The organism is Microbacterium martis (genome assembly GCF_047246685.1).
GTDB lineage: Bacteria > Actinomycetota > Actinomycetes > Actinomycetales > Microbacteriaceae > Microbacterium.
The window spans coordinates 169596-194405 of sequence record NZ_JBFOKT010000001.1 but is presented as its reverse complement, the minus strand read 5'-3'; the positions used below and the strand labels follow the sequence as shown (position 1 = coordinate 194405).

Annotated in this window: 24 protein-coding genes; 12 read left to right on the top strand and 12 right to left on the bottom strand. The window is 70.0% G+C overall.

Going from position 1 to position 24810, the window contains the following annotated elements; translation table 11 throughout:
* Window positions 1–3 precede the first annotated feature (3 nt).
* Window positions 4–960 (top strand): DNA-3-methyladenine glycosylase family protein, encoded by a 957-nt coding sequence (locus AB3M90_RS00950; protein ID WP_412949403.1) that lies wholly within the window; start codon window positions 4–6, stop codon window positions 958–960.
* 23 nt (window positions 961–983) lie between these two features.
* Window positions 984–1181 (top strand): hypothetical protein, encoded by a 198-nt coding sequence (locus tag AB3M90_RS00945; RefSeq protein WP_412949402.1) that lies wholly within the window; start codon window positions 984–986, stop codon window positions 1179–1181.
* 15 nt (window positions 1182–1196) lie between these two features.
* Here AB3M90_RS00945 and AB3M90_RS00940 read toward each other — a convergent pair whose 3' ends face one another.
* The 4 genes from AB3M90_RS00940 to AB3M90_RS00925 are packed head-to-tail and all read right to left on the bottom strand — an operon-like array spanning window position 1197 to window position 4999.
* Window positions 1197–1952: an iron ABC transporter ATP-binding protein gene (locus AB3M90_RS00940; protein ID WP_412949401.1), complete on the bottom strand. Its 756-nt coding sequence runs from the start codon at window positions 1950–1952 to the stop codon at window positions 1197–1199.
* Complete coding sequence (locus AB3M90_RS00935; protein ID WP_412949400.1) at window positions 1949–2989, bottom strand: iron chelate uptake ABC transporter family permease subunit; 1041 nt, start codon at window positions 2987–2989, stop codon at window positions 1949–1951. The genes AB3M90_RS00940 and AB3M90_RS00935 overlap by 4 nt, the downstream gene beginning before the upstream one ends.
* Window positions 2982–3968 (bottom strand): ABC transporter permease, encoded by a 987-nt coding sequence (locus AB3M90_RS00930; RefSeq protein WP_412949398.1) that lies wholly within the window; start codon window positions 3966–3968, stop codon window positions 2982–2984. Before AB3M90_RS00930 ends, AB3M90_RS00935 begins: the two co-directional genes overlap by 8 nt.
* A 41-nt stretch (window positions 3969–4009) precedes the next feature.
* Entirely contained in the window at window positions 4010–4999 is a 990-nt protein-coding gene (locus AB3M90_RS00925) for a siderophore ABC transporter substrate-binding protein (protein ID WP_412949397.1), read from the bottom strand.
* 98 nt (window positions 5000–5097) lie between these two features.
* Here AB3M90_RS00925 and AB3M90_RS00920 point away from each other — a divergent pair, with 98 nt between their 5' ends.
* From AB3M90_RS00920 to AB3M90_RS00910, 3 genes are all read left to right on the top strand, one after another.
* Window positions 5098–5865, top strand: coding sequence for a siderophore-interacting protein (locus AB3M90_RS00920; RefSeq protein ID WP_412949396.1), 768 nt, complete (start codon window positions 5098–5100; stop codon window positions 5863–5865).
* Between the two features lie 33 nt (window positions 5866–5898).
* On the top strand, window positions 5899–6096 hold the full coding sequence (locus tag AB3M90_RS00915; RefSeq protein ID WP_412949395.1) for a VOC family protein: 198 nt from the start codon (window positions 5899–5901) through the stop codon (window positions 6094–6096).
* Between the two features lie 106 nt (window positions 6097–6202).
* Window positions 6203–6565, top strand: coding sequence for a hypothetical protein (locus AB3M90_RS00910; RefSeq protein WP_412949394.1), 363 nt, complete (start codon window positions 6203–6205; stop codon window positions 6563–6565).
* A 23-nt stretch (window positions 6566–6588) separates the two neighbouring features.
* Here AB3M90_RS00910 and AB3M90_RS00905 read toward each other — a convergent pair whose 3' ends face one another.
* Genes AB3M90_RS00905 through sigJ form a run of 3 tightly spaced genes read right to left on the bottom strand, consistent with a single transcriptional unit; the run spans window position 6589 to window position 10374 of the window.
* Complete coding sequence (locus tag AB3M90_RS00905) at window positions 6589–8049, bottom strand: MFS transporter (RefSeq protein ID WP_412949393.1); 1461 nt, start codon at window positions 8047–8049, stop codon at window positions 6589–6591.
* A complete protein-coding gene (locus AB3M90_RS00900; protein WP_412949391.1) occupies window positions 8046–9467 on the bottom strand; it encodes a M20/M25/M40 family metallo-hydrolase in 1422 nt (473 codons plus the stop codon). The genes AB3M90_RS00905 and AB3M90_RS00900 overlap by 4 nt, the downstream gene beginning before the upstream one ends.
* Window positions 9468–9495: 28 nt before the next feature.
* The gene (sigJ, locus tag AB3M90_RS00895) at window positions 9496–10374 is read right to left on the bottom strand and encodes an RNA polymerase sigma factor SigJ (protein WP_412949390.1); all 879 of its coding nucleotides are present in this window, start codon (window positions 10372–10374) and stop codon (window positions 9496–9498) included.
* Between the two features lie 120 nt (window positions 10375–10494).
* On the opposite strand from sigJ, the gene AB3M90_RS00890 reads away from it, so the two are divergent.
* Window positions 10495–10905 (top strand): VOC family protein, encoded by a 411-nt coding sequence (locus AB3M90_RS00890; protein WP_412949389.1) that lies wholly within the window; start codon window positions 10495–10497, stop codon window positions 10903–10905.
* A gap of 36 nt (window positions 10906–10941) precedes the next feature.
* On the opposite strand, the gene thrC is transcribed toward AB3M90_RS00890, so the two are convergent.
* The 3 genes from thrC to AB3M90_RS00875 all read right to left on the bottom strand — a co-directional run bounded on the left by thrC (window position 10942) and on the right by AB3M90_RS00875 (window position 14245).
* Window positions 10942–12345, bottom strand: coding sequence for a threonine synthase (thrC, locus tag AB3M90_RS00885; protein ID WP_412949388.1), 1404 nt, complete (start codon window positions 12343–12345; stop codon window positions 10942–10944).
* 101 nt (window positions 12346–12446) lie between these two features.
* Window positions 12447–13049 carry a response regulator gene (locus tag AB3M90_RS00880; protein WP_412949387.1) on the bottom strand — a complete coding sequence of 201 codons (603 nt, stop codon included), beginning with the start codon at window positions 13047–13049 and terminating at the stop codon, window positions 12447–12449.
* A complete protein-coding gene (locus tag AB3M90_RS00875) occupies window positions 13046–14245 on the bottom strand; it encodes a sensor histidine kinase (RefSeq protein WP_412949386.1) in 1200 nt (399 codons plus the stop codon). Before AB3M90_RS00875 ends, AB3M90_RS00880 begins: the two co-directional genes overlap by 4 nt.
* A gap of 156 nt (window positions 14246–14401) precedes the next feature.
* Here AB3M90_RS00875 and AB3M90_RS00870 point away from each other — a divergent pair, with 156 nt between their 5' ends.
* Window positions 14402–14941, top strand: a complete 540-nt coding sequence (locus tag AB3M90_RS00870) for a small multidrug efflux protein (RefSeq protein WP_412949385.1) — start codon at window positions 14402–14404, stop codon at window positions 14939–14941.
* Window positions 14942–15201: 260 nt separating this feature from the next.
* The gene (locus tag AB3M90_RS00865) at window positions 15202–16830 is read left to right on the top strand and encodes a sigma-70 family RNA polymerase sigma factor (protein WP_412949384.1); all 1629 of its coding nucleotides are present in this window, start codon (window positions 15202–15204) and stop codon (window positions 16828–16830) included.
* A 20-nt stretch (window positions 16831–16850) separates the two neighbouring features.
* Here AB3M90_RS00865 and AB3M90_RS00860 read toward each other — a convergent pair whose 3' ends face one another.
* Together AB3M90_RS00860 and AB3M90_RS00855 are read right to left on the bottom strand one after the other, a co-directional pair.
* The gene (locus AB3M90_RS00860) at window positions 16851–18125 is read right to left on the bottom strand and encodes a hemolysin family protein (protein ID WP_412949383.1); all 1275 of its coding nucleotides are present in this window, start codon (window positions 18123–18125) and stop codon (window positions 16851–16853) included.
* Between the two features lie 94 nt (window positions 18126–18219).
* Window positions 18220–19236, bottom strand: coding sequence for a TerC family protein (locus AB3M90_RS00855; RefSeq protein WP_412949382.1), 1017 nt, complete (start codon window positions 19234–19236; stop codon window positions 18220–18222).
* Window positions 19237–19568: 332 nt separating this feature from the next.
* Here AB3M90_RS00855 and AB3M90_RS00850 point away from each other — a divergent pair, with 332 nt between their 5' ends.
* From AB3M90_RS00850 to AB3M90_RS00835, 4 genes are read left to right on the top strand one after another with little or no spacing between them, the layout of a single operon-like run.
* On the top strand, window positions 19569–21215 hold the full coding sequence (locus tag AB3M90_RS00850; RefSeq protein ID WP_412949381.1) for an ABC transporter substrate-binding protein: 1647 nt from the start codon (window positions 19569–19571) through the stop codon (window positions 21213–21215).
* Window positions 21216–21252: 37 nt separating this feature from the next.
* Complete coding sequence (locus tag AB3M90_RS00845) at window positions 21253–22212, top strand: ABC transporter permease (protein WP_412949380.1); 960 nt, start codon at window positions 21253–21255, stop codon at window positions 22210–22212.
* Window positions 22209–23078 (top strand): ABC transporter permease, encoded by an 870-nt coding sequence (locus tag AB3M90_RS00840; RefSeq protein ID WP_412949379.1) that lies wholly within the window; start codon window positions 22209–22211, stop codon window positions 23076–23078. Before AB3M90_RS00845 ends, AB3M90_RS00840 begins: the two co-directional genes overlap by 4 nt.
* Before the next feature lies 1 nt (window position 23079).
* Window positions 23080–24798, top strand: a complete 1719-nt coding sequence (locus tag AB3M90_RS00835; protein WP_412949378.1) for a dipeptide ABC transporter ATP-binding protein — start codon at window positions 23080–23082, stop codon at window positions 24796–24798.
* The last annotated feature ends 12 nt before the right edge of the window (window positions 24799–24810 follow it).

The window sequence follows — 24810 nt, the reverse complement described above, 5'->3', positions numbered from 1 at the left end:
CGCATGACCCTGACGACGCCCGACACCGCTGCCCCCGGCGTGCGGAACCCGCGTCGGGAGGCGGTCTACCGGCCGCCGCACGCGTTCGACCTCCGGCGCAGCGTCGGCATGCTGCGACGCGGCCCGGGCGACCCGAGCATGGTGATCGAGGGCTCGGTCATCTGGCGAGCGCTCCGCACGCCGCTCGGGACTGCGACGCTCGCGCTCCGCGCCGTGGGCGACGAGATCAGGATCAGCGCGTGGGGCGACGGCGCCGGCGAGGCGATCGACCGCGTGCCCGCGCTGTGCGGCGACGGCGACGACCCGTCCGGTTTCGATCCCACCCACCACCCCCTCATCGCCGAGGTCGCCCGTCGCGTCCCCGGCATCCGCCTCGCCCGCACCGACGAGATCTTCGACGCCCTCGCCTGCGCCGTCCTCGAGCAGAAGGTCACCGGCCTCGAGGCGTTCCGCGCGTGGCGCCTGCTGGTGACGGCGTTCGGCCGACGCGCGCCGGGTCCGACTCCGCGGCCGATGCACGCTCCGCCGACGGCCGCCGAGTGGCAGCGGATCCCGTCGTGGGAATGGCACCGCGCCGGCGTGCAGCCGCCGCAGTCCCGCACCATCGTGCGCGTCGCCCCGCGAGCCGACGGCATCGCGCGGGCCCTCCTCGCCGCGCCGACCGGCGACGAACGGGATCGCGTGCTCACGAGCTTCCCCGGGGTCGGCCTGTGGACGTCGGCCGAGACCCGCCTCCGCGCCCTGGGCGACCCCGATGCCGTGAGCGTGGGCGACTACCATCTCGCGCACGAGGTGGGGTACGCGCTCACCGGCCATCGCACCGACGACGACGGCATGCTCGAACTCCTCGCCCCCTGGGCGGGGCACCGGCAGCGCGTCATCAGACTGATCTTGGCGAGCGGTGTGAGCGAGCCGCGCCGCGGGCCGCGTCTCACGCCCGCCGATCACCGGCGCCACTGAGATCGTCCCTCTAGGCTGTGACCATGTCCCGCACCGCGCTCCGCATCCTCGTCACCGTCGGCCTGCTGATCCTCGGCGTGGTGATCGGGCTGATCTTCCAGAACGTGTGGCTGGGTCTGCTGCTCGCCGCGATCGTGTGGCTCGGCTGGTTCCTCGGATACGAGTCGCGCCGCGGGAACAACGCGGGCGTCAACGACGAGGACCACGGCGTCGAGCTCTGAGCTCCGGGCAGGCGCTCAGTAGTAGACGGCGAGGGGACCGGAGGGGCCCTCGATGACACGCACCGGGGTGTCGAAGACGCGGGTGAGCACGGCATCCGTCATGATCTCGGCCGGAGGTCCGAATTCCACCACCGCTCCGTCCTTCATCGCGCAGATGTGATCGGCGTAGTGCCCGGCGAAGTTCACGTCGTGCAGCACGATCACGATGGTGCGCCCGAGCTCCTCGGCCGCGCGTCTCAGGTGCTTCATCATCTGCACGGCGTGCCGCATGTCGAGGTTGTTCAACGGCTCGTCGAGCAGCACGAAGGCGGTGTCCTGCGCGAGCACCATGGCGACGTAGGCCCGCTGGCGCTGCCCTCCGGAGAGCTCGTCGAGGTATCGACCCTCCAGCGCTCCCAGGTCGAAGAAGTCGATGGCCCGGCTGATGATCTCCTCATCGGCGCGGGTCAGTCGCCCCTGCGAGTGCGGGAACCGGCCGAAGCCCACGAGCTGACGCACCGTGAGCCGGGTGACGAAGTGGTTCTCCTGCCGCAGGATCGACACCACCTTCGCCAGATCCTTCGACTTCGTCCGGGCGACGTCGAGACCGGCGATCTCGATCGCCCCGGCATCCATACCGTTCAGGCGCCCGATCATGGTGAGCAGGGTGGACTTGCCCGCGCCGTTCGGCCCGATGAGCGCGGTGATCCCGCCGGCGGGGATGCGCAGATCGACGGGGCCGATGGCGACCTCGCTGCTGTAGTCCCGGCGGACGCCGTCGAGTGCGATCACAGTCGGCCCTTTCTGAGGATGACGATGAGGAACACGATGCCGCCGACCAGCTCGATGAGGATCGACACCATCCCCTGCGCGTAGAAGACGTGCTTCATCACGAGGAAGGCACCGGCGAGGATCGTGAAGGCGGTGAGGACCGCGACGGGGAAGATCAGGCGATGGTCATGGGTGTCGGCGAACTGGTAGGCGAGGGTTGCGACGAGGAATCCGAGGAACGTCATCGGCCCGACGAGCGCCGTTGAGGTCGCCATGAGGACGGCCACGAGGGTCAGCACGAGGAACAGCTCGCGTCGGTGGTCGAGCCCGAGCGAGCGGGCGGTGTCGGAGCCGAGCGCCATGAGGTTCAGACGCCGCGAGCGCAGCCAGAGCAGAGCCGACGCCGCGACCACGAGCGGAACGGCGAGCGGCAGATACGCCGGATCGGCGTTCGACACGTTGCCGAAGAGCCGTGCCGCGAGAACGTCGAACTCGCTCGGAGTGAGCAGGCGCTGCATGAACGTCGACACGGCGCCCAGCCCGCCGCCGATCACGATGCCGATCAGCAGCATGATCTGCAGATTGCCGTAGCGCCCCGAGAGCAGCCAGCCGTACAGCGCCACCGCGAGTCCCACCATGATCGCCACCTGGATCGCGAACTGGCCGATCCCCTGGATGGCGACGAGCCCCGCCACGCCGAACAGGAAGACCGTCGAGGTCTGCACGACGCGATAGAGCGACTCGAACCCCATGATCGAGGGGGTGATGATGCGGTTGCCCGTCACGGTCTGGAAGCTGACGGTGGCGACGGCCTGCGCGACCGCGACCAGCAGCATGACCGTGACGTCGGTGGCCCGGTGCTGCGCGATGCGCCAGAACCCCGGCGACCCCGCCGGCATCGGATTGCCCCAGGCGATCAGGCCGAAGCCCGATCCGACGGTCAGGAGCAGCAGGATGCCGACGACGACCAGGTACCGCCGACGCGCACGCGTCGTTGCGAGGGAGCCCGCGCTGCGCGCCTCGCGCGGGATCGCGGCCGTGCCCGCGCCGCTATCCACGGCGACGCTGCCGAAGGAGCAGGAAGACGAACACGAGGGCCCCCACGACGCCGAGGATCAGCGACACCGGCACTTCGAACGGCATGATGATCGTCCGGCCGATGATGTCGCAGACCGTGACGATCGCTATGCCGAGCAGGCACACCCACGGCAGGTTGCTGCGGAGATCGTCGCCGCGCATCATCGAGACGATGTTCGGCACGATGAGACCGAGGAACGGCAGGTTCCCCACGACCACGGTGACGACGCCGGTCGTCACGGCGATGAGAACGGTGCCCCACAGGATGACCCGGTTGTAGTTCACGCCGACGCTGGTCGCGATCTCCTCGCCGAGCCCGGCGATCGTGAGGCGGTCGGCGACCACGAAGACGATCGCGCCGACGAGGGCGACGATCCAGAGCATTTCGTACTGTCCGCGCATCACCGAGGTGAAGCTCCCCGCGAACCAGACGCCGATGATCTGCAGCGACTGCGTGGCGAGGGCGAGGTACGTCGAGACGGCGCCGACGACGGCTCCGAGCATGATCCCGACGATGGGGACGATGAGCGACGACTTCAGGGCGACTCGCCGGAGGAAGGCGAAGAACACGAGCGTGCCGATGAACGCCGCGAGCACGGCGCCGACCATCCGGAGCGTGAGCGACGGCTGCGGGACCAGCACCATCACGGCGAGGAGGCCGAGACCGGCCCACTCCGTGGTACCGGTGGTCGTCGGTTCCACGAAGCGGTTCTGGGTCAGCAGCTGCATGACCAGACCCGACATCGCCATCGCGGCCCCGGCCAGGACCAGGGCGATCGTGCGCGGAATGCGGGTGATCTGGAACATCTCGCCGCCGTCGTCGGCGCCCGCGATGTCGTAGACCCCGGTGAGCAGTGAGACGACGAGGAGACCGGCGACGACGAGCACGCCGATGAGGAGCTTCGCGTCGAAGAGGCGCCCGGCGGAGCGCGGCGTCGTGGCGGCGACGGTGGATGTCATGGGAGTGCCCCGGCCGTCGGTGGCCCGACGGCCGGGAAGGATCACCGGACGCTCTCGAGCGCGTCGGCGAGGTCGTTGAAGAACGTCGTGTATGTCTGGATGCCCTCGTTGAGGTAGGTGTCGGTCGGCATGTAGACGATCTGCTCGTCCTTCACCGCCGTGACGCCCGCGAGCGCTTCGGAGCCCTCGAGGATCTCCGCCGCCTGCACGTAGTCGGGGGTCTCGGCGGCGAACACGGCGTCACGATCGAGCACGAGGAGCCAGTCGGGATTCGAGGCGGCGATCGCCTCGACCGAGATCTCGTCGCCCTGGTGGTCGTCGGAGGCGTCGTCGACCTCGAGGGCCGGAGTGAGGCCGAGGATGTCGTAGACCGGCCCGAGAGAGCGTCCGACGGTCGGAGCCAGATAGCCGATCGATCCTCCCGAGGTGTTCACGGCCATCACCGTGTCGGCCTCGTCGTATGCCGCCCGAGCGCGCTCGACGGCGGCGTCGAAGTCGTCGACCAGCTCCTTCGCCTCGGCCTCCTTGCCGAAGATCTCGCCGAGAACGGTGGTCTGCCGCTTCAGTTCCTCATCGAAGGGCTCGCCCTCGCGCGGCTCGAGGTCGATGATCGTCGCGTCGGGGACGAGCTCGGCGATCGCGGCGTTGTGCTGGGTGAAGCGCTGACCGCTGATGATCAGGTCGGGTTCGACGGCGACGACCGCTTCGAGGTTCGGCTCGCTGTGCAGCCCGATGTCGACGATGGCGTCGTCGTCGATGTACGAGACCGTCTCGGGCATGAGGGCCACGGCTCCGGCCGCGAGCTCGACGCCCCAGTCCGACAGCGTCTGGAAGGTGCGGTTGTCGAGCGCCACGACGGACGCGGGCGGTGTCGCGATCTCGTGGGATCCGGTGTTGTCCTCGATCGTGACAGATCCGGCCGCCGCTTCGGTCTCCTCCGGTTCGGCGGCGTTGCCTGCGGCGCAGCCGCTGACGGCGAGAAGGCCGACGAGGCTGAGACTCGTCACGGCGAGGATTCTGGGCATGGACATGGAGGGACTCCTGTTCTGCGGGGATCGTCGCGCTCGCAATGGCGCCGGCACGAGCTGAGGGTGTCCTCACCTCGTCCTGATTAGGTTAGCCTTACTTTATGAGCAATGAGAAATCCCCGTTCCGGATCGAGCGTCGAGGGCTCGACCTCCGCTTCCGCTCCGTTGCGCTGAGCGCCCGTGAATGGCTCACTCCCGCCTACGTGCGCGTTCGCCTGACCGGGAGCGACCTCGCAGGATTCGAGTCGCTCGGAGCCGATGACCACATGCGCCTGTTCTTCCCCGCCGGCCCCGTCGACTCGGTCGAGGGGATGCGGGCTGCGCCGAGTCGCGAATACACGCCTCTCGCCTGGGGCGACGACTGGCTCGACGTGGAGTTCGCCGTGCACGGCGACGAGGGTGTGGCGGCGCCGTGGGCGGCCACCGCCCCGCTGGGTTCGGCGATCGGCGTGGGCGGCCCGCGCGGATCGGCGGTGATCGAGGGGGCACCGGGCTCCTGGCTCCTCGTCGGCGACGAGACCGCGATCCCCGCCATCCGGCGCTTCGCCCGGCAGATCCCCGCGGACCGCCCCGCCCGCATCGTCGTCGAGACGTCGGCATCCGATCACGAGGTCGCCGTCGATGCCCCCGTCGCCGTCGAGTGGCTGCATCGCGGGGATGCCGCGGCGGGCTCTGCGGTGATCCGACTCCTCGAGTCGCTGACGGCCGACGACGCGGTCGGCGACGATCCCTTCGTCTTCATCGCGGCGGAGCAGTCGGTGGTGAAGCCGGGACGCGCCCTTCTGACGCGGTGGGACATCGACGCGGGGAACGCCGTCGTGAAGGGCTACTGGAAGCGCGGCGAGGCGGAGTACCACGCACCGCACTAGAGACCATCCGCGTCGTTTGGAAGACTGAGCGGCATGGCTCTTCTGGATCACCTGGGCATCACCGTCGACGACCTCGAGCGCGGCCGCCTCCACACGATCGCGATGGATGCCGGGTGGACGGCCGTGCGCGACCCGAAGCCGTACCCCCGCTACTCCGAGGGCTACTACGCCTCGTTCGTCGAGGACGCCGACGGCATCCGCATCGAGTTCATGGTCAACGGAGCCGCCTGATCCGGCGTGACATCGGGCCACGTCGTGCCTCTTCGGCGTCACCGCGCCGGCAGCGGCTTCATTCCTGCACCGACGAGCACCGAGCCGCTCTCTCTCCACATCCGGGATGACCGATATCCTCGTGCGCCGCGCCCTGGCATACTCGCCGTGGAGGTGCGACGATGAGGGGGTGGGGTTCTTGAACGACGCGCAGATCTGGACGATGATCGGGTCGTTCGTCGCGCTCATGTTCAGCACTCTGACGGTCGTCTCGACCCTCTTCATCCGCGTTGTCCGCAGCGAGATCGGCGGCCTGCGCAACGAGATGAACGGGCAGATCGGCGGCCTGCGCAACGAGATGAACGGGCAGATCGGCGGCCTGCGCAACGAGATGAACGCACGGTTCGATGCGGTCAACACCCGCATCGACGGGCTCGACCGCGACGTGCAGGCGATCGTGAAGCGCACCTTCGGGCTCGACCGCGACTGACGCCGGTCCCGGCGGTCGACGAATCAGACCGCCGGCGCGGCCTCCGTCTCGGTGACGTGATCGGTGAAGGCCGTTCTCGGCACGAAAACAAGCAGGACGGCGGCCACGAAGGCCGTGACACCGCAGACGATCCAGACCGTGACGTATCCGGCCAGCGATCCGGCTGTTCCCTCCGCTCCCCCGGCGGCCGAGGTCACTCCGTGCAGCAGGGCGATGCCGAACACGCACGAGGCGATCGCGCCCCCGACCGTCTTCACGGAGTTCGTCAGCCCGGTCGCCACACCGGTCTGCGACGCGGGTGCCGCGGATGCCGCCGCCGCAGGCAGCGCCGCGACGAGCGCTCCCGACCCCAGGCCGGCGATGACCATGTTCGTGACCACCTGTGCGTACGAGTCGTGGAACGGCAGGAACAGCAGGAACCCGACGCCGACCAGCGCGGAGGCGCCCATGAGCGTCCGACGCGGAGAGATCCGCCGGGCGACGACCGGGAAGAGCAGGGCGCCGGTGATCATGGCGATGAGGTAGATCCCGATGATGAGCGACGTCGCGAAACCGGTGGTGCCCAGCCCGTAGCCGTACACGTCGGGATCGGTGCGAGCGAACGTCGACAGAGGAGCCTGGGCCCCGAGCACGCTGACCCCGAACAGACCGGCGGTGAGGAAGACGGGACCGAGGGCCGGCGAGCGGAACATGCTCACGTCGATGAGCGGGTCGTCGGTGCGGAGCTCCCACCGCACGAACGGGACGACCAGAAGGATGCCGAGCACCACGACCGTCCACGACCAGGGGTTCACGAGTCCGCCCTCGAGTCGGAGAAGGCTGAGCCCGCCGGTGAAGCACACCAGCGCGAGCGAGATGAGGATGAGGCCCACGGTGTCGAAGACGCCGCCGACGGGCTCGGGAGACTCCGTCACTCCGAAGAGGATCACGAAGAAGCAGATGACGACGAGCACGGCGGGGATCAGCAGCACCGCCGTGAGAGGGAGCACATCGACCAGCGCGCCTCCGGCGAGCGCTCCGAGGATCGCACCGCCCTCCAGTGCCGCGACGAGAAGTCCTGCCGCCGTCGCGGTGACCGACGCCCGCGCCTCCATCCGCCGTGATCGCGACCAGATGAGCGCGATCTCGAGGGGAAGCCACACGACGTAGAAGCCCATGAGCGTCCACGCCGCCAGGAAGACGCCGAACGAATCGGTGAAGGGCAGCACCAGCGCGGCGGCCGCCGTGAGGGCGGTGGAGATCAGCAGCATCCGCTTGTGGCCGATCATGTCGCCCAGCTTCGCGAACGCGGGGACCACGAGGGCCGACAGCATGAGCTGCGTGCCTTCGAGCCAGTTGACGTCGGCGTCGTGGATGCCGAGGTGGCGCGCGATGTCGGTCAGCATCGGCGTGTAGTACCCCTGCAGCACGCCGCTCGTGAACTCGACGAACGCGAGGAAGCCGACGACCGTCGCCAGGGCGCCGAGGGTTCGGGTGCGTGTCATGCGGATGACCTCTCGGTCGCGGCTCGGGGTGCGGACTCGGGCGGAAGGCCGGAGGAACCCGCCACCCGTTCGAGAAGAGCTCGGTGGAAGACCTCGCCCCGCTCGAGCGCGGCGATCTCGACGCTCTCGTCGACGCCGTGGATCGACGCGCGCTGCGCGTTGCTCATGTCGAGCGGAGCGAACCGGTAGACCGCCGGCGCGAAGCGATGGAAGTGACGGGAGTCGGTCGCCGCCATCATCACATACGGCACCGCGGGCACTCCCGGGTGCGAGACGGCGAGTGCGTCGGCGAGCGAGGCGAACTGCGCGTTGTCGGTCGGTGACTCGGGAGTCGGCTCACTCGCGTCGAGCACCCGCACCGAGACCAGAGGGTCGCGGATGCGGCGCCGCACGCGCAGGATCGTCTGCTGCACCGTCTCGCCGAGAGCGATCCGCAGGTTGACGGTGGCCGAAGCCTGGGACGGGAGCACGTTCGCCGCGGTACCGCCCGCCTGCATGGTCGCGGCGACGGTCGTGCGCACGAGGGCCGCGGGCTCTCCACCGAGAGCGGCGAAGAGCCGCGCTGTGAGCAGCGGAGCCGAGCCGAGCAGGCGCAGCAGATGCCGTGCCGGCCCGGGCGTCTGCCCGGCCAGCTGCGACAGCATCCGCAGGATCGCCTGGGATGCCCGCGGACGGAAGGTGTGCGGCCCGAGGCGATCGACCGCCCGTGCGACGCGGCCCACTGCGGTGAGCGCAGGCGGTGCAGAGGCGTGCCCGCCGGCGCCTCGGGCCGAGAGCCGCACCGTCATGATTCCCTTCTCGCCGACGCCGATCATCGCCGCACGGCCCGGCACGAAGGGCAGCGGCGCGTCGACCACGGCGCCGCCTTCGTCGATCACGAGCCACGGCACGACGCCGCGCTCGCGCAGGACGCGTGCGATCTCCTGCGCCGCGTCGCCCGAGGTCTCCTCGTTGCCGCCGAACGAGAGATAGACGTCGCGCGCGGGAGCGAAGCCCTGGGCGAGCAGGTTCTCGACGGCCTCCAGGACGACGATGAGCGGACCTTTGTCGTCGAGGGCTCCCCGCCCGTGCACCGACCCGTCGGCGATGACGCCGTCGAAGGGCGGATGCGTCCAGGCGTCGCTCTCGTCGACCGGAACGACGTCGTAGTGGGCCATGAGCACGACGGCTCCCTCGGATGCTGCGCGGTCGCTGCCCTTCCACCGGAACAGCAGTCCGAAGTCGGTGTGGCGTTCGAGCGTCAGACGTTCATGCGTGAGGGGATAGAGCTCGGCGATCAGCTGCACGAAGTCCTCGAACGGCTGCGCCCCTCGCGCCTCGAGTTCGGCGGAGACCGTGCGGAGCCGGATCATCTGCGAGAGCCGGTCGGCGATACCGGGGCGTACGGCGGCGGCGGACACAGCGGCGATGGAGGGCACAGTCGTCATCGTAGCCACCGCCGGGCGATCACCATTGCGTGAGCTTGTCGGGATTGCGGACGATCAGGACCTCCTCGATCCCCTCCTGCCCGACCACGAAGGAGATGATCGCGTCGGTCCGCCCGTCCCGCATCGCGCGAAGGGCGATACCGTCGGCGGTCTCGGCGAGGACGGACTCGATGCCGGGGGTGAGGCGCGGCACGCCGAGGAGGAACCGGGCCACCCGATCGGCACCCCGCACGGGTCGGAGCGCCGCGGAGACCTTGCCCCCACCGTCGGATCGGAGCACCACCTCGGGGCCGAGGACGGAGACGAGCCGGTCGAGGTCGCCGCTGGCGGAGGCCTCGACGAAGGCGCGCACAACGGCGTCGTGCTGTTCGCGCGACGCCAGAGAGGTGCGCCGCCTCTGCACCCGTCGCCGCGCGTGCGACGCCAGCTGACGCACCGCCTCCACGCTTCGCCCCATCGTCTCGGCGATCTCGGCGAACGGCACGCCGAACACGTCGTGCAGCACGAAGGCCACCCGTTCGGCGGGCGTGAGCGCGTCGAGGATCACGAGCAGCGCCATGCTCACCGACTCGTCGCGGGCGACCCGATCGAGAGGATCGATCTCTGCCGACCCCGCCGGAACCGACGCCAGAGGCACCGGCTCGGGAAGCCAGGGTCCCACGTAGCGCTCCCGCCGCGCACGGGCGGAGCCGAGCATGTCGAGGCACACCCGGCCGGCGACCCTCGTCAGCCACGCCGCCGGATTGCGGATCGCCGCCCGTTCGCCGGGAGCGAGGCGGAACCAGCGCACGAAGGTCTCCTGCACCGCGTCTTCGGCGTCGGCCACGGTCCCCAGCAGTCGGTAGGCGACCGAGAGCAGCGCGCCGCGCTCGGCCTCGATCGCATCGATCTGTTCCATCCCTCTCATTGTGGTGCTTCGCCGACGTCGAAGGCGTCTTGCGCGCGACCGACCGTGAGCGCAGACTGTCGTGCATCGATGTCGGCGCGGGAGGCATCCCGCTCAGCCCTGGAGTCGCTCATGCCGGATCTCAACCCGTATCTGTCCTTCCGCACCGAGGCGCGCGACGCCCTCGAGTTCTATCGGAGCGTTCTCGGGGGCGACCTCGAGATCAGCGTCTTCGGCGACTTCCCCGACATGGTCCAGGACGAGAGCCAGAAGAATCTCGTCATGCACGGACAGCTGAACACGCCGGACGGCCTCGTGCTGATGGCCTCGGACACCCCCGACGGCATGACCTACGAGAAACCGCAGGGCATCTCGGTGTCGCTCAGCGGGAACACGCAGGCGGTGACGCAGCAGGTCTGGGACAGGCTCTCCGAGGGCGCCACGATCACGATGCCCCTCGATGTGCCCCCGTGGGGCGGCACGTTCGGGATGCTGGTGGATCGCTTCGGCATCGCGTGGATGCTGCACGGCGACCCCGAGTGATCACGAGCCGCGAGACGCCCGCCCGGGCGCGGGAGGTCAGTGGAGCGCGTTCTCCTCGATGAAGGCGCGAAGCGCATGCTCGTCGTCCGGCATCTCGGTGACGTGCTGCGGGGCGTCGAGCATGGCGCGCAGCTCGGGCGCGTACGACAGCTCCACGCCGATGGCCTCATGGATCGTCTCGGCGAACTTCTCGGGCTTCGCGGTCTCGAGCACGAGCATGGGGACTCCCGGCTCGACGAACCGGCGCGCGACGTGCACCCCGTCGGCCGTGTGGGGATCGACGATCTCGCCCGATGACTCGTAGACGGAGCGGATCGTGGCGAGGCGGTCGCCATGGGTCGAGGTTCCGCTCACGATCCCGAACTCGTCGACGAAACGCGTCGACTCGGCCGAGAAGTCGAAGAACCCCTGATCCGCCAGCTCGCGCCACGCTCCCACGACGCGCGCGGGATCACGCCCGACCAGCTCGAAGATGAAGCGCTCCAGGTTCGACGCCTTCGAGATGTCCATCGACGGGCTCGACGTGGCGAGGGTCTGCGCTGCGCTGCGCGGCCGGTAGACGCCCGTGCGGAAGAACTCGTCGAGGACGTTGTTCTCGTTGGCGGCGAGGACCAGGCGGCGGATCGGCAGACCCATCTGCCTCGCGTAGAAGCCCGACAGGATGTTGCCGAAGTTGCCCGAGGGCACCGTGAACGACAGCTCGGTCCATCCGCCGGCGTCGGTCGCGCGCAGCCACGCCCAGAAGTAGTAGACGACCTGCGCGGTGATGCGGGCCAGGTTGATGGAGTTCACGGCGCCGAGGTGCTGGGAACGCTTGAAGACCAGGTCGCCGGCGAGGTGCTTGACGAGGTTCTGGCAGTCGTCGAAGACGCCTTCGACGGCGATGTTGTGAACGTTCTCGTCGTCGAGCGAGAACATCTGGGCGCGCTGGAACGCGCTCATGCGGCCTTGCGGCGAGAGCATGAACACCGCGACGCGCTCCTTGCCGCGCAGCGCGTGCTCGGCAGCGGAGCCCGTGTCGCCCGAGGTGGCGCCGAGGATGTTCAGCACCGACCCCTCACGCTCGAGTGTGTACTCCAGCGCCTGGCCGAGGAACTGCATCGCCATGTCCTTGAACGCCAGCGTCGGCCCCTCGGAGAGCCCGACCAGCGTGATCTCGTCGTCGATCGAGCGCAGCGGCACGACATCCGCGGGGAAGTCGGCGTACGCGGCGGCGGTCATCCGCGCCAGATCGGCGCGCGGGATGTCGGTGGCGAAGAGGCCGAGCACCTCGGTCGCGAGCTGCGGATACGTCAGTGCCCGCCACCGCTCGAGCGTCTCGCCGTCGACCGCCGGCATGTCCTGGGGCACCGCGAGACCGCCGTCGGGTGCCAGGCCCTCCAGCAGCGTCTCGCTGAACGTCTGCGGCTGCATGCCACCGCGGGTGGAGATGAACTGCACGTGGGCTCCTCGGGTCGGGTCTCGGCCACCTCATTCTCGCAGGACGACCGGGCACTCGACGACGCGATGACGGATGCCGGCCGCGCGACCGTCGGACGGAGTCAGATCCAGCCGCGCTCCTCGGCGATCAGCACGGCCTGCTGGCGTGTTCCGACCGACAGCTTGGCGAGGATCACCGACACGTGATTGCGCACGGTCCCCGGCGCGAGGGCGAGCGCGCGGGCGATCTGACCGGTGGTCTCGCCGCGTCGTCCCGCCCGCAGCACGTCGAGCTCGCGATCGGTGAGCGGCGATCGCTCATCGCTCAGGGCGTCGGCGGCGACCTCCGGATCGACGTATCGCCCTCCGGCGGCGACCCGGCGGATGACGGCCGCGACCTCGTCGGCGCCGCGGGACTTCGGCAGGAACCCCGCGACGCCGGATGCCAGCGCGCGACGCAGTACTCCGGGGCGCGCGTGCCGGGTGACGACGACGCAGCGCGTGGCGATCGCCCGGTTGAGGCGTTCGGCGACCTGCACGCCGTCGAGACCCGGCATTTCGAGATCGAGCAGGCAGATGTCGGGCTGCAGCCGCAGCGCCTCGGCGACGGCGGCCTCGCCGTCTTCGCACTCGGCGACCACCTCGATGTCGTCCTCCAGCCGCAGCAGGGCGGCGAGCGCGGAGCGGATCATGCCTTCGTCGTCGGCGAGGAGCACGCGGATCATCGGCCTTCCTCCTCGGCGGGCGGCACGGTGACGGTCACCGCGAACTCGTCCGCACCCCGATGCACCTCGAGACCGCCGTGCGCCTCGCGGATGCGGCGGCCGACGCCCTCCAGACCCGATCCCTCACCGTCGTCCCGCGCACCCGGCGCGACGTCGTTGACGATCTCGTAGCGCCATCCCTCCGTCGTCCGGAGCAGGGCGAGCCGCGCGCGTCGTCCCCCGCCGTGCCGGAGGACGTTCGTCGTGGTCTCGCGGATCACCGGGCCCAGATCGGACGCCGGCGCGGAGGCGGCATCCGGGTCGATGACGGCCTCGACCTCGAGGCCCGCGGCACGGAGCAGATCGCGCGCGTTGGCGAGCTCGTCGCTCAGCGGGACGGAGCGGAATCGGGTCGCCAGATCGCGGGTGCCCTGTCGGGCTTCGTCGACACTCAGCCGGGCGGCGTGGAGCTGCTGCAGGCCGGCATCCGGATCGCGCGGGAGAAGACGCTCGGCCAGTTCCAGCTGCAGCGCGATGACCTGGAGGTGATGGCCCTGGAGGTCGTGCACGTCGGTCGCGACGCGCAGTCTCTCCTGCGTCGCGGCGAGCCGCGCCTCCGAGGCTCTGGCGCGGTCCAGTGCCACCAGGACGTCCCAGAACCACAGCGAGCTGACGCTCATCGCGGGCAGCATGACGCTGTACACGAGCGGCAGGAACCACGGGGTCTCGGGATCGAGGACGCCGGTGCTCGCATCGACGAACGCGAGCGCCACGAGCAGCAGCGTCGCCGCGACGACGACGCGGAGGCGGATGCCGCGCTGCCAGTTGAGCAGCACGATCGACTGCGTCAGCGGCATCAGAGCCAGCTGCCAGCTGCCGACGGCCGCGCCGGCGGCGGCACCGAAGGCGGCAGCCACGAGCAGCGGCACGGTCAGACGCCGCCACGGCACTCCCGGCCCCGCGTCGGTGCGGTGACGGTAGTCGAGCAGCAGGAGGACCGTCGCGGCGCACCACACGAGACCGCCCGCGCCGATGACCCAGGGGACGGCGGCGCTGAGATCGGTCGCCGTCGACGTCACCGCCCACAGGCCGACGAGCATCACCTCGATGAAGAGCACCGCCGTCGCCGTGTACCACCAGGTGGCGCTGATGCCGCGGGACAGGTGGAGGGCGGCGGGGCTGGATCGCGCGGCGTCGGGCGCGGTTCGGCTGCTCACGATGAACACCCTACGGGGGTGACAGATGTCACGGGTGCGGCGTGCGATGCGCCGGGAACTCGGTGACGGCCCGGCACTCCCGCTCGGGGCCGGCAGGCGGTGGACTGGGATCACTGCGACGGACACGCCGATCGCACCGATCTCCGGGAGCATCCCATGAACCTCATCGAGACCTTCCAGACCTGGGTCGCCCAGGTCCCCGACCTCGTGCAGCCGCTCATCGTGGCACTCGCCGGCGCGATCCCCTTCATCGAGGGCGAGGGCGCGGCCACCATCGGCATCATCGGCGGCATCCACCCCGTCATCGCCGCCGCGGCGGCGATCGTGGGCAACTTCCTGTGCGTCGCCGTGCTCGTGCTGGCGAGCTCCGGGGCCCGCAGCGCCATCGTGAGTCGCACGCGCACCGACGCGCGCGTCCTCGCCGGGGGCGAGCCTGCTCCGGCGACCGAGCTCGATCGGGAGGCGGGCCGCCCGTCCGCACGTCGGCAGAAGTTCCAGCGCGCGTTCGAGCGCTACGGCGTTCCCGGAGTGAGCCTGCTGGGCCCCCTCCTCCTGCCGACGCAGTTCACCGCAACCATGCTCGCGGCGGCGGGCGTCGGAAAGGCACGCGTGCTGCTGTGGCAGGCGATCGCGATCATCGGCTGGACGACGGCCGTCGCCGTGATCGTGGGAAGCGCGGTGTACGCCGTCACGTGATTCGACGGACTCGCGTCATCATCTGCTCTCGTCGGCGTCTTGCCTATGACGAGAGCAGAGCCCTTTGGGGATATTCGGCTCGCTCGCGTCGAGCCGCGACCCCTCACAGAGCGGCTCCGCGGATGGGGTCCCTTTCCCCGGGACCCCATCCGCTCTCGTGTCCGGACGTCGCTGCGAAATATAGGAAATAGGAATATCGGTATATAGTCGCAGTACAGGGGAGGCGACGGCGAGGTCGCCGCATGACGTAGAGGGCACCCATGGACATCCCACCCGGAACCGCCGACGAGCCATCGGACGCACAGCTTCTCAGGCACAGCCGCAACGGCGACCGCCATGCCTTCTCGGAGTTGTGGCGACGCCATTCCCCCATCGCGGTCGCCTATGCGCGCAGCCTCGGCGCCGCGCCCCCCGATCCGGAGGACGTGGTCTCCGACGCCTTCCTGCGTATCCTGATGCTCCTGCGATCCGGAGGCGGACCCGAGGAGCGTTTCCGCCCGTACCTGCTGACCACCGTCCGCAACACCTGGCTGACGGCCGTCCGCAGGCTCCCGGCCTCGACGCCGTGGGATGAGGTCGACGCGCCGATCTCCGACATCGGAACCGTCGACCTCGACCGGATGGTGAACACCGCCGCTCTCGGAGAGGCCTTCCGCTCCCTGCCCGAGCGCTGGCAGCACGCCCTGTGGCTCAGCGAGGTCGAGCGGCTTCCGGCGCGCGAGATCGCCGCGGCGCTCGACGTGCGTCCGAACACCGCGGCCGCTTTGACCTACCGGGCGCGCGATGGCCTGCGGAAGGCCTGGATCGTCGCCCACCTGCGTCGGGCGCCGGCCGGAACCGATCACCAGCGCGTCATCGAACTGCTCGGGACCTACGCGCACGGCGATCTCGCCCCCCGGGCGTGCCGTGTCGTCAGCGACCATCTGGCGGGGTGCGGCTCGTGCCGCTCCGCGGCGGCCGAAGCGCGGCACCTCGCCCGCGCCGTCACGCTGGGCCCCCTCCTCGCCGGCGGCGCCGGCCTCGTGGTCGCCCCTGCGCTGTTCGCCGAACCTGCGGCCGCCGCCCTGACCGCGGCGACGGGAGCCGCCGGAATCGCGTCAGCGACGTCGGCGCTGCCGTCGCTCGCGGCGGCATCCGAGACGCTGACGCCCGCGCTGTGGGCGTCAGCCGCCAGCGTCGTGGGAGCCGTGGTCGTCTCCGGGACGCTGCTGCTCTCCGCGCCATCACCGCCCGAGGCGGTCGTCGACCCGGCGACCGTGGTGGCGACGTCGACGCCGCCCACGACCAGATCTCTCACCGACCGCGCCGCTCCGCCCGCATCCGAGACCCTCGCACCGCACGGTCCCGAATCCCCGTCGATCCCCGACGACGATCAGGCCGACGATCCGGTCGTCGAGACCCCCGGCCCGGAGATCGCGGACGAGGTCGGCGCGGTCGATCCGTCGCCGATCGTGCACAGCACGACAGAGACTGACGAGACCGCCGGCGTCGATGAGGCCGCGACCGACCTCGGTGCGCCCGTCACCGACGAGGTGATCGCCCCGTCACCCCCGGAGGAGGCGGATGCCGATCCGCAGGCGATGATCACCGCCCTGCCGCCACTGCCACGCTGGGGGATCGACGTCACGGTCTCATCCGACCCCGTCGCTCGCGGATGCCTCCCGGTCGTCACGGCGGCCCTCACGGGTCCGGCCGGGTCCCGCGCCGCGATCGCGATCGACTCCGCCGCTCCCCCGGTGGTCGTCACGCTGGACGAGACGGGCGCGTGGACCGGCATCCTTCCCCTGCCGCCCGCGAGCGGACGTCAGACGGTCTCCGTCCACGACGTCGACGCGAGCGGTGCGACGGGAGGGATGGTCGCGCAGACGGTCGTGCGGTTCCCCACCTGACCGGCGCCGCGGCCGCCGCCTCAGCCGAGCTCGTCGGCGCGCGACGTGACCTGCACCCGCGCGATCCGCCTCCGATCGAGCTCGGTGACGCGGATGGTCGCTCCTCCGACCTCGATGGTGTCTCCCACGACGGCGAGGCGTCCCAGCTGCTCGGTGACGACACCGGCGACGGTGTCGGACGATCCGCGCGGCAGGGCGACACCGGTGATCTCCTCGAAGTCCTGCAGATTGAGCCGCCCGTCGATCCCCCCGTCGTGCGAGAGGGCGTCCTCATCGTCGTACTCGTCGAAGATCTCGCCGACCACCTCTTCGACGAGGTCTTCGAGCGTCACCAATCCGTCGGTTCCGCCGTACTCGTCAACGACGACCGCGATCTGGTGTCCGTCGGCGCGCAGCTTCGTCAGGGTCGGCAGCACTCGGGCGGTGGAGGGGATGTACGGGATCGGCCGGACGACCGAGAGCAGCGGGCGCTCGGGATCGACCGCCGCGACCTCGAAGAGATCGCGGACGTGCACGAATCCGGTGATGTCGTCGATCGAGCTGTCCGAGACGGGGTACCGCGAGAACGGGAGTTCGCGCACCTGTGCGAGAGCGGCAGCCACGCTCGAGGTCTCGTCGAGCGAGACGACCTCGGGGCGCGGTCGCATGACCTCGCTGATCTGCCGTCCGCGCAGCGACAGGACGTCGTCGAGAATGCGCCGCTCGTCGTCGGGCAGCCCCTGGTGCGAGGCGACGATGTCACGGACCTCCTCGTCGGTGAGCTCGTCGCCGACCTTGTGCGGATCGCCCCCGAGGAGCCGTACGAGCGCGTTCGTCGAGACCGAGAGCAACCAGATGACCGGTCGCATGACCGTCGCGAAGCCGTTCAGCGCCGGTGCCACCGCGTACGCGAACTGCGCGTTCCGCTGGATCGCCAGCCGCTTCGGCACGAGCTCTCCGAGCACCAGCGAGAGATAGGCGATGACCAGCGTGAGCGCGAGGGTCGCGATCGTGAGCGCCAGCGGCGGCGCCACTCCCCACGACTCCAGCACCGGGGCGAGCGACGGGGCGATCGACGTCGCACCGTAGGCCGCCGAGGCGAAGCCGGCGACGGTGACGCCGATCTGCACCGCCGAGAGGAAGGTGTTGGGATTGCGGGCAAGGGCCGCCACCTTCGCGCCTCGACGTCCGCGCTGACCGATCGCGTTGATCTGGCTCTCGCGCAGCGTGACGAGGGCCATCTCGGTCGCGGCGAAGACGCCGCCGATCAGCACGAACACGACCACGAGGCCGACGTTCCACAGCAGGTCGCCCATCAGCGGGCGCCTCTTTCGAGAGCGGGGTGCGCGCCCGGGGTGGACCGGGCGCTCGTACTGTCAGGATCCGATGGGTCGGGGCAGCGCGAGGCGCTCAAGAACGCTCCTTGGTGATCTCGATGGTGGTGGTGGGGGGCGTGACGGATGCCGGCTCACGACGTGTCTTGACGAGGCTGGCCACCGTCGCGACGGTGATCGTGAGAGCGATGAACAGCAGAGAGAACCAGATCGGGATCTCGGGCGCCCAGAGCATCGGCTCGCCGCCGTTGATGAAGGGCAGCTCGTTGACGTGCATGGCGTGGAGCACGAGCTTCACGCCGATGAACGCGAGGATGACGGCGAGGCCCTGGGCCAGGTACACCAGGCGCTCGAGGAGTCCGCCGATGAGGAAGTAGAGCTGACGCAGTCCCATCAGGGCGAAGGCGTTCGCGGTGAACACGATGTACGCCTCGTCGGTGAGCCCGTAGATCGCGGGGATGGAGTCGACCGCGAAGACGAGGTCGATGAAGCCGATCGCGATGATCGTGAGCAGCATCGGCGTGACGAAGCGCTTGCCGTTCTTCACGACCGTGAGCCGGTCCCGGTCGTACTGGTCGGTGACGGGCAGGTGGCGGCGGACGAAGGTCATGAAGCGCCCGTTGGCGGGGTTGCTCTCATGGTGGCTGAACGCCTGACGGTAGGCGAGGAACAGCAGCAGGGCACCGAAGAGGTAGAAGATCCACGAGAAGTTCTCGATGAGCGTGGCTCCGACGGCGATGAAGATGCCGCGCAGGATCAGGGCGATCACGATGCCGATCATCAGCACCTTCTGCTGGTAGATCTTCGGAACGGCGAAGCCCGTCATCACGATCAGGAACACGAAGAGGTTGTCGATCGACAGCGCCTTCTCGGTCAGGTAGCCGGCGAAGTACTCTCCGCCGAAGGTCCAGCCGGAGAAGACGCCGATGCCGATGCCGAAGAGGACGGCCAGGCCGATGTAGAACGCCGACCAGCGGGCGGACTCGCCGATCGACGGCTCGTGCGGCTTGCGCACGTGCGCGAAGAACTCATAGACGAAGAACGCGATCGTGACGGCGATCGTGATGACCCAGATGAGTGGGGTGATTTCCACGTGAAGACTCCAGACTCGGGGCGCGACTGCGCCGCCAAAGTCTTCCCCATTCCTCGGTGGAACCGGTGGTCCGGGATGCGACGTGCACCCGTAATGACGAACTCACCGTTTCGGAGTACTCCCCTTGGTGAGACCAGTATACGGGCACTCGGCGCCCGCCACTCACTCGCGCGCGTGCACGGTGAGCTCGGAGCGCCTCCGATGACGTCGCATGAGGTCGGATGAAGCAATGTGACGCCGCAGGGCGTCGCGTGACGGACGAGGTGTGCATCGAGGGACGGCTCGGGATGATCGCTGGGACACCCCCATTCGACGAAAGGCACCCGAGTTCCATGAACGCACCCAGGACCCGCCGTGCGCTGACGACAGCCGCCACCGCGGCCGTGATCGCACTCGCCCTGTCCGCCTGCGGCGGCGCCTCGGTCGCCGCGCCGGCCGCCGACGCCGAACGCGTCGACGGCGGGACGATCGTCTACGCCCACCAGCAGGAGCCGCAGTGCCTCTTCGGCGGCTGGATCGAGCAGGCGTACATCTCCTACCAGTTCCTCGACAGCCTCTTCTCGCTGACGGAGGACGGCGAGGTCGTGCCATGGCTCGCCGAGGACTGGGCCGTGAGCGACGACGGCCTCACCTACACGCTCACCCTCAAGGAGGGCGTCGAGTTCACCGACGGCACCCCGGTGGATGCCGAGGCCGTCGCCTACAACTTCGACTACTGGGTCGATGGCGGCAACAGCACCGCCGCCGTGTGGCTCGGCGGATACTACGAGTCGGCCGAGGCCGTGGACGACCTCACGGTCGCCGTGCACCTCTCCCGCCCGTACACGCGCTTCGTCGAGAACCTCACCCAGGGATACTTCGGCATCCAGTCGCAGCAGGCGCTCGAGACCCGCACCGAGGAGCAGAACTGCGAGCAGCCGATCGGCTCGGGAGCCTTCGTCGTCGAGAAGTGGAACCGCGGCGAGAACGTCATCCTCGTGCGCAACGACGACTACACCTCATGGCCGGAGAACGCGAAGCACACCGGTCCGGCCTACGTCGAGAAGGTCGACTGGCGGTTCGTCGCCGACGGCGTCACCCGCGTCTCGGCGCTGCGCTCGGGCGAGGCCGACGCGATCTACGACATCCCGGCCATCGAATGGGCGGGGCTCGAGGGCGAGCAGTACGACCTGCACAAGTACGTGACCCCGGGCCGGCCTCAGCAGATCTCGTTCAACACGACGAGGGCGCCGTTCTCCGACGAGAACCTGCGCAAGGCCTTCATCTTCAGCCTCGACCGCGAGAGCATCGTCGACACGATCGGCCACGGGGTGATCCCGTTCGAGGGCAACGGCGGGGTGAGCAGGGCGACACCGGGGTACAGCGAGAAGGCCGCCGACTGGTACGCCTACGACGCCGACGCGGCGAACCGGCTGCTCGACGAGGCCGGATGGACCGAGCGCGACGACGACGGCTACCGCGTCAAGGACGGGAAGACCCTCGAGGTCGTGTTCCCCTACAACGCCGGCACCATCATCAACGCCGACGGCGCGTCGATCTTCCAGGCCGTGCAGGAGCAGGCGAAGGCCACCGGATTCAAGGTCGACCTCATCCCCGTGCCGCCGTCCGAGACCTGGGCGGGCACATACGCCGGACGCGACGCCTACGACATCTCGGCCGGGTACTGGACCTCGGTGAACGCCGGCATCCTCTACATCAACTGGCGCCCCAACACGGAGGCGAACCCCAACTTCGCCAACAGCGCCTTCTATGACGATCCCGCCCTCGAGGCGATCATCCTCGCCGCGAACTCCGAGCCGGATGCTGAGGCGCAGAACGCCCTGTACCAGCAGGCGCAGGAGTACATCGCCGACCACGCGCTCTCGTTCGGTCTGTACGACCGGCTGAGCACCCTCGGGGTCAACCCGCGACTGCGCGACGCCTGGCAGGAGCACGCACAGGGAGGACCGACGTTCTATGACGCTCACTTCGTCGAGTGACGCGCGACCGGCCGACCGGATCTCCTCCGGTCGGACGGTGGCCCCGAAGCCCACGCTTCGCCGCCTCCGACGCCTGGCGTCGAGCCTGGTCGGCGCCCTGGTCGTGCTGTGGGGCGCGGCCACCGCCGCCTTCCTCGCGCAGACCGCCCTGCCCGGCGATCGGGCGACCGCGATCCTCAACATCCGCACCGGCCAGGCGCAGGAGCGCACTCCGGCGGAGCTGGCGCCGATCGTCGACGCGTACGGGCTCGACCACCCGCTGGTCGTTCAGTATCTGAACTACATCGGCGGCCTCCTGCGCGGCGACCTCGGCACGTCTTATCAGCAGTTCCGGCCGGTGTGGGACCTCATCGGCGAGCAGTTCGGATCGACGCTCGTGCTCACGCTCACCGGCATCCTGCTCGCCTGGGTGCTGATGATCGTGTGGGTGACGCTCACCGCGGGTCGCGGCCCGCGGGTTCGGGCGCTGGGCTCGGCGGTCGACACCGTCACCGCCGCGCTGCCGCCCTACTGGCTCGGCATCCTGCTGCTGCTGGTCTTCGCCCTCACGCTGCGCTGGTTCCCCGTGATGGGCGGCAGCGGGGTCAACGGCATCGTCCTGCCCGCGCTCACGCTGGCGATCCCGCTCGCGGGATTCATGGGCCAGTCCGTCCGCGCCGAGTACGAACGGGCGCTCGATCAGCCGTTCGTGCTCAGCGCGCGGATGCGGGGCATGGGCGACCTCGGCATCCGCCTGCGTCACGTGCTGCGGCACGGGTCCCTCCCCGCCGTGACGCTCACGGGGTGGGCGCTCGGCGCGACCGTCTCGGGTGCCGTGATCGTCGAGCAGATCTCCTCGCGTCCGGGCATCGGCAAGACCCTCGTCGCCGCAGTCGGCGCGCAGGACCTGCCGGTCGTCACCGGCATCGTCGTGCTCGTCGCCGTCCTCTACGTCGTCGCCAATCTCCTGGTCGACGTCGTCTACACGCTCATCGACCCGAGGTTGAAGACGTCATGACCACCGCACCCCCCTCTCCGTCCCGCGCCCCCATCACGACGCAGGCGCGCGCTCGTCGCCGCCTGCGGCTGAACGGGTCGCTGCTCGTCTCGATCGTCCTCGCCGTGCTCTTCGCGATCGCCGCCCTCGCGCCGGGCGTGCTGGCCACCCACAGCCCGACGGCGCAGAGCTTCGCCGACGCGCTCCAGGCCCCGTCGCTCGCGCACTGGTTCGGCACCGACGAAGCGGGGCGCGATCTGTACAGCCGCGTCGTGCACGGCACCAGGGAGTCGCTGCTCATCGGCATCGGCGCGGCCGGGATCGCCCTGGTCGCCGCCCTCGTGCTCGGCTCACTCGCCGCACTCGGCGACCGCGTCACCGCGGCGATCGTGAACCGCGGCATCGAGGTCGTCTTCGCCTTCCCGAACCTCCTGCTCGCCCTGCTGCTCGTGTCGATCCTCGGGCCGTCGCCCTGGACTCAGGTCGTCGCCGTCGGGGTCAGCACGGCTCCGGGATACGCGCGCATGGTGCGCGGGCAGATCCTGTCGGCCAAGAACGCCGGCTACGTCGAGGCCGCCCGCGCGCTCGGTCACGGATGGTGGCGCATCCTCGGACGGCACGTCCTGCCGAACGCGATCCGCCCGCTCGTCGCGGTGTTCACGATGGCGATCGGTCAGTCGATCGTCTGGGCATCGGGGCTGTCGTTCCTCGGGCTCGGCGTCGCGCCGCCCTCCTCCGAGTGGGGGGCGCTGCTGGATGCGGGTCGGGCGAACATCCTGCAGGCGCCCTGGCTGACGTTCATCCCCGGTCTCGTCATCCTCGTGCTCGCGCTGACGGCGACGACGATCGGCACGCACATCCAGAACAGCCTCGAGAAGGGACGCTGACATGAGCGTCGTGGAACTCCCCGCACGATCCGCCACGCCTGCGGGCGCGACTGATCCTCGGTTGACCGTCCGCAACCTGCACGTCGGATTCACGCGCGACGGCGAGGCCCGCAGCGTCGTGCGCGACGTGTCGTTCACACTCGGCGCAGGGCGGTGCGTCGCGATCGTCGGCGAGTCCGGCTCGGGCAAGAGCGTCACGGCGCGAACGCTGGCTGGGCTCACCGGGCTCGGCGCGGTCGTCGAGGCGGAGGAGATCACCCTCGGTGGTGTGGATCTCGAGGAGCGCGCGGATCTCACCGCCCAGACCGACCGTTCGTGGCGCGGCATCCGCGGCCGGCGCATCGGATTCATCCAGCAGGATGCTCTCGTCTCGCTCGACCCGCTGCGCCCCGTCGGGCGCGAGATCGAGGAGGCGCTGCGGCTGCACGGCTGGCGCGACCGCGCGGCGCGACGACGGAAGGCCGTCGAGCTTCTGGCGGCCGTCGACGTGCCGCAGCCCGACCTCCGGGCGCGGCAGCGGCCGGGCGAGCTGTCGGGCGGTCTGCGCCAGCGCGCGCTGATCGCGTCCGCGATCGCGCTCGACCCCGAGGTGATCATCGCCGACGAGCCGACCACCGCGCTCGACGTCACGGTGCAGGCGCAGGTGCTGTCGCTGTTGAACGACGCGAAGACCCGCGGCGCGTCGATCATCCTCATCAGCCACGATCTGTCGGTGGTGGCGCAGCTCGCCGACGAAATCCTCGTGATGCGGGGCGGAGAGGTCGTCGAGCAGGGCGCGGCAGCGCAGGTGCTCGGTGCACCGCAGCACGAGTACACGCAGAGCCTGGTCGACGCCGTGCCGAGCGGACACACGCGCGGCGAGCGCCTCGCGCCCCAGCAGCGCCACGTGCCGAACCTGCACCTGGCGCGGCCGTCGTCCGGGGAACGCGGCGAACCGGTGCTCGAGGCGCGTGACCTGGTCAAGCGGTTCGTCGCCCCCGACGGCCGCCACAGCACCGCCGTCGACCACGTATCGTTCACCCTGCATCGCGGCGAGACGCTCGGGATCGTCGGCGAATCGGGGTCGGGCAAGAGCACGACGGCCCGCATCGCGCTCGCACTGGAGACAGCGGACGAGGGAGAGGTCCGGCTGCTCGGGTCGCCCTGGTCCGGAGTCTCCGAGCGGAAGCGACGTGCGCTGCGCCCCCGCATCGGCGTCGTCTACCAGGACCCGCTCAGCTCGTTCGACCCCCGGTGGAACGTCGAGCGCATCCTCCTCGACGCGATCCCGGCGGATGCCGGACTGACACGCCGCCAGCGCGAGCAGCGGGTGATCGACCTGCTCGCTCAGGTGGCTCTCCCCGCGTCGGTGCGGGAGCGCTTCCCCCTGCGGCTCTCGGGCGGGCAGCGGCAGCGCATCGCGATCGCGCGGGCTCTCGCGACATCGCCCGAGATCCTCGTGCTCGACGAGGCCGTGTCGGCGCTCGACGTGTCGGTGCAGGCGCAGGTGCTCGATCTCCTCGTCGACCTGCAGGACGAATACGGCCTCAGCTACCTCTTCATCTCGCACGACCTCGGCGTGATCCACCACCTCAGCGACCGCGTGCTCGTGATGAAGGACGGCCGTGTCGTCGAGGAGGGCGACGCCGAGCGGATCTTCCGCGAGCCCGAACACCCCTACACGCAGGAGCTGCTGAGGTCGCTGCCGACGCTGGAGGTGTCGAGCGGCGAGCAGGGCTGACGGCGATGTCGG